This is a genomic window from Frankia tisae, assembly GCF_025403405.1.
GTDB classification, from domain to species: Bacteria; Actinomycetota; Actinomycetes; order Frankiales; family Frankiaceae; genus Frankia; species Frankia tisai.
In genome coordinates this window covers 1-446 of record NZ_JANEZT010000821.1, presented here as the reverse complement: position 1 = coordinate 446, position 446 = coordinate 1, and the positions used below count along the sequence as shown (strand labels likewise).

Genomic DNA, 446 nt, shown 5'->3' with positions numbered 1-446 from the left:
GGATTGATAGTCGAGAAGCAGGTACCAATCGATCCAGCAAGGAAGATTGAGCCCACAACAACGAGGGCATCATATCCCATTACTATAAATACCGGTGCTAAGATTGGATAGAAAGCAACTGCTTCTTCTTCAAGTCCACAGGTCGTGCCACCTACGATCATGAAGAGAGATACGAAGAAGACAAGCAAAAACTCCTTACCCTTCGATCTCGCAGTAAGTCGTCCAAGGCCAGCTTCGAATGCGCCGCTCGCTTTCACTACCCCAATGAGTCCGCCCAAAACGAGAATGAAGACAATAATGTCGACGGCCTCAATCGTGCCGGTCACCATCCCGTTAGTGATATCTCCAATGCCTGCGGGGTGAGAAGCGACCCGCTCATAGGTGCCTGGCACTGACACTGATCCCGTTATTGATCCCGATGTAAATTCCGAGATCTTCATTGCGAC

General features: G+C 49.8%; 1 protein-coding gene. It reads right to left on the bottom strand.

Going from position 1 to position 446, the window contains the following annotated elements; translation table 11 throughout:
* The coding region (locus NBZ85_RS31845; protein ID WP_308205253.1) for a hypothetical protein at positions 1 to 392 on the bottom strand (392 nt) is incomplete at its 3' end.
* Between the last annotated feature and the right edge of the window lie 54 nt (positions 393 to 446).